Raw genomic sequence first — 4087 nt, forward strand, 5'->3', positions numbered from 1 at the left:
CAGGATGGAACCAGTTCGGCTCGCTCCGCTTCGGTTAGGGGGATAGGTGTCGCGGGGCGGCCAGTTCTCATGTTCGGACTCCTCGACAGGCTTGAATCAACAAGCGTAGACCAAGATTATGAGCTTAACTTCCGAGAAACCACGCTAGATAAGGATGTGCAGGTTTTTCTCGGTGTGACCGGTTTAAGTAAATAGTAAGGGGATTTCGGAGGACGCTCATAAAGCTTATGTCGATTTTTGATTCCGCTACTATCTAAGCTCAATATATGAATATAGTCAGACAGAAATCCGGTTACTGCCTGCATTTGAAAACGATAGTTCATATAGCTCAGGCCGGTTATACCTTGCGGTACGTATATGCTTAAGCAGGTCTAGTCTCGACGGATCGCCATCATGTTTATGTCGGAACTGTCATAGCCATCTGCATGCAATCTCGGACCATTAGTCAGAACAAAATTCTGTTGAACGGGCGTAAACGTAGCTAAAAAATTAATAGACTCGCCATCATAGCCAGACCTTGCATGAAGCGCTGCGGCATTTACTAACGCAAATTGCTGGTAAGCGGGCAGTAAATTAGCTAAACCATTGATATATAGCCGTTATACCCAGCTGTTGCATGAAGCCTTGGGCCATTCGTCAAGGCAAAATTCTGTTGAGCGGGGCTGAGGTGTAGCAAATCTTCCATAGAGGCGCGGCCGTAGCCTGAGGCGCTGAGGGTTTGCGCATGTTCCGTTAAAAAACGTTGTCTTGACGACATTTGATCATCTGCGATGAGTTTCATATGCTTACTAACCCGTCGCAAGCTAAGGTTAATGCCCTCACTTTGCCTGGCAGTACTACCAGCGATCTGCAGCAACAGTTCGTTCGGAAGGCCCAGCAAGGCAGACGGATGCCGGGCTGTGCCTACCACCGCTGTGCTTGGTCTAGGCAATGTCATAGATACAGGCGCTTCTGAACCCCTTCGAAAACCTACGCTTAAAACGTCGTCTTCCAAGCGTTCATTTAATTTTGTCTTGATCACCAAAACACCCTGATTGCATTCTATCCCAAATTGAAAAATACCGTTCGCGGGCTGATTGGACGAAATCTTCAATTGGTCACTTCCAATAGCTCTTTTTGCAAGCCTGGCCAAGTCCTTTTCCTTTTCAGTCCCCTGAGTTTCTTTGGCATTCAACGCAGCCACTGAGTGATGGCTTAACATAGCTGATATCAGCGAACTGCCATGCCTAGACGGGTGCGTTCTTGCTGCTGCCTGTGCGGTTTGCGCAGGATTTGCTGAACTACTTTGCACGTTATAGGTACTACTGCCCCGAACGGATTCCATTATTTTTCCCAATACCGATTCTTATCATAATTTCGTGAGTGGCACGCAGTACCAAGTAGTTCCTTCAGGGGTGGTCTGAAGGAACCCCATATAGCCCAATTTGATTGAATGCCAATTTTCCAAAACAATCCAATGCCGTGCCTACATGACGACACGTTATGGAGACTCCGGCTATAGCGTTTCCATTCCACATAATCCCAAAACATGGGAATCATAGGTATGGCTGGAGGACTTGGTGGTTTCCTGCTGTCGATCCCCTTCAGAATCATAGGGTCAACTCAGTTTGTTTTATGCTGCTTTATGGCATCGTTTGGGTATCGCTGATCTTGATTTACCTTACGGAGGTACGCCACTCACCTCCGCCCGGCATTACTTCAGCTACCAATAAATGAGTGCCGGCTAGTTAGGGTCTTACCCTACCGAGTTACGGCTATACCGCGCTACTGCGCAATGCTTCCGCCGTTGCCATCACTTTTTGAGCGTATCCTTGTGGATCAGTAACGCGTTGGAAGGAATCAGTCGAGCCTGGCTGCCAGTTAGGTCCGCCGTTGTATTTCTCCAATTTATTTTGAGTGTCTCCATCCAGATTGCTCAAGATAATGGCGGCCATCTCGACTTGATCGGATTGACTGGAGTGATCATACTCATGACCAGCCTGCTGACGGAATGGGTCAGCATTTTCGCGTCGAGTAGCCTCTTCGACCTGCATGAAGCCATTGCCATTACCCATGTCCTGACCCCAGCTGCTTTCCTGTTTGGCTTGGGCTGCAAGCACGAAAGGATCGATCCCGTGCTTTTCGCCTGCCCTTACACAATTTTCCCACAGCTTCTGGGGCATGTCCTGTGGGGAGTTGCCTGCATCAGCCGAACTGATATTGTTGCCTGACTTTACTTTCTGGCCCTCACCCGAGCCATTTGCCTTAGGCACCCCTTCTCCTCCACTTGCACCTTGTGCATTGGGTTGGCTCTCATTACCGAAAGTGATCGGAGTATTGCCTTTCCCTGCGCCGCTTTTCTCACCCCCGCCAGTATTGTCGGAGGAAGTATGCTGTTGCCCGCCTTGCAGCATCATGAGCAACTGTTGAATCAGGGGCCTGAGCATTTCCAGCATATCCGCCAAAGACTGCTCTAAATCAACGCCGCTTTTCAGCCCCTGCGCGGACTTATTGCCGGAACTGTAATTCAGGGGATTGCTGTGGGTACCATTGACACTACCAAAGTTGATGGTGCTACTGTCTCCAGTGCCAAATGCGACTGCTCCATTCTGTCCAGGATTGTTCTGCGAAAAGCTCGTGCTATTGGAATCTAAAGACTGAAAGCTCTGGGGAACAGGTCCTTGTATGGATAAGCTCATATCGGTCTTACCTTTGAAATGATGGTGCTGTTAATAGCCAATCAATGGATGGCACCGTATTTCAGTAAGTGGTCGCCGATCATCATTGGTTCCAACTGCTCAAAAGAACCTTCGGAACACCTGCGCAAACTAAATGGCCTTTCACGCGGCACGTCATGGATTCAACATGCCGGAGCGGAACATCTGGGGTGCTTAACTACAAGATGACCAGCCTCGGAAAGCGTTGAGAATTCTCTGAACAAGTCAAGCTTCGTACTTACAGCTGCTAACAAAACCAGGCATATAATGCTGCACGCCAGCGATAACAGGGCTCGGTGAATATCTAGCCTGCGCTCAAAACGGATACGCAGCTTGCCCATACCGGCCAACCAGGCATAGGTACGCTCCACCATCCAGCGATGCTGGCCAAGTCGTTCCTTGCTATCTACCCCTTTACGGGCGAGATGTCTATGGCAGCGCTCTATGTCATACGCTTTGTTAGCGTGTAGCTTCTCAGGCCAACGCCTGGCTCTACTGGGTTTGTCTCCAGGTGTTGGTAAGACATCACGAACATAATCGAGTCATGTCGATTAGCTCCGCTGATATAGAAGGCTAGCGGCACACCGTTACGGTCGGTAATCAGGTGCGCTTACTGCTAGGTTTGCCTCGATCTGTCGGGTTTGGGCCGGTGCATAGGCCCCCTGGGGGCTGGATACGCAGCACTGGCCCGGCTCAGATCCAAACGATCTGCGTCGCGCAGCTCTTCGAGCAACACACGATGCAAGCGGTGCCAGACACCGCACACACTTGCCATTGCTTAAGACGGCTCCAGCAACTCATACCACTGCCGTAGCCCAGTTCTTGGGGTAGATCCTCCCAGGGAATGCCGGTACGCAAGACAAATACGATGCCATTAAGGGCGAGCTCATCGTCCAGACGAGGACGACCGCCTTTGGATGAGAGTTTACGCTCTGATAATAGCGGCTTGATGCGCTTCCACAGCGCAGCCGTAATCTCTTTGCAATGTCTCATGCCTCTATCGTGGACATAGCAAGGCTTAGATTCAAGAGGGTTTTGTTAGCGGCTTAATTACGATTGTGTATCCGATCCTTAACACACGTGGACTCCCTTGCCGGAGAGTTCCGGATTGGGCAGCCTGCTGCGGTACATTGGCCCATAATTAACTTGAGATGGCAGGCTCCTAGCACCCAACTTGATCCCTGCATGTCTGCTGATTTCAATTTGACGAAACCTTTCGTGTTGTTATTAGGGTATACCTTAATAACAACATCCAATTACGTCTGTAACCTGCCTTGAGGGAACCCGATAGCCAGCCTAACCACTTAGCCCTATCACGCGAATGTCTAGAACATTTGCTCCGCTAGTGGCCCTGAGGCTAAACCATGCTTTCTCAACGTCTCTCAGCAGCA

General features: G+C 49.9%; 3 protein-coding genes and 1 pseudogene. 1 reads left to right on the top strand and 3 read right to left on the bottom strand.

The window, feature by feature from the left end:
- A partial coding sequence (locus IEX86_RS25315; protein WP_229685500.1) for a hypothetical protein occupies positions 1-195 on the top strand: 195 nt, incomplete at its 5' end.
- Positions 196-577: 382 nt separating this feature from the next.
- Here IEX86_RS25315 and IEX86_RS24375 read toward each other — a convergent pair.
- The 3 genes and pseudogenes from IEX86_RS24375 to IEX86_RS24385 form a co-directional block, all read right to left on the bottom strand.
- Complete coding sequence (locus tag IEX86_RS24375) at positions 578-1201, bottom strand: hypothetical protein (protein WP_194483512.1); 624 nt, start codon at positions 1199-1201, stop codon at positions 578-580.
- A 553-nt stretch (positions 1202-1754) separates the two neighbouring features.
- On the bottom strand, positions 1755-2678 hold the full coding sequence (locus IEX86_RS24380; RefSeq protein WP_188868736.1) for a hypothetical protein: 924 nt from the start codon (positions 2676-2678) through the stop codon (positions 1755-1757).
- A gap of 278 nt (positions 2679-2956) precedes the next feature.
- Positions 2957-3689: pseudogene (locus IEX86_RS24385) on the bottom strand (IS5 family transposase); the annotation flags it as partial.
- Positions 3690-4087: the final 398 nt, after the last annotated feature.

This window comes from Pseudomonas asuensis (assembly GCF_014646755.1).
GTDB classification, from domain to species: domain Bacteria; phylum Pseudomonadota; class Gammaproteobacteria; order Pseudomonadales; family Pseudomonadaceae; genus Chryseomonas; species Chryseomonas asuensis.

Coding starts and splice junctions, on each gene's coding strand:
- IEX86_RS24375 (WP_194483512.1), bottom strand. CDS start 1,201: ATGTTAAGCCATCACTCAGTGGCTGCGTTGAATGCCAAAGAAACTCAG.
- IEX86_RS24380 (WP_188868736.1), bottom strand. CDS start 2,678: ATGAGCTTATCCATACAAGGACCTGTTCCCCAGAGCTTTCAGTCTTTA.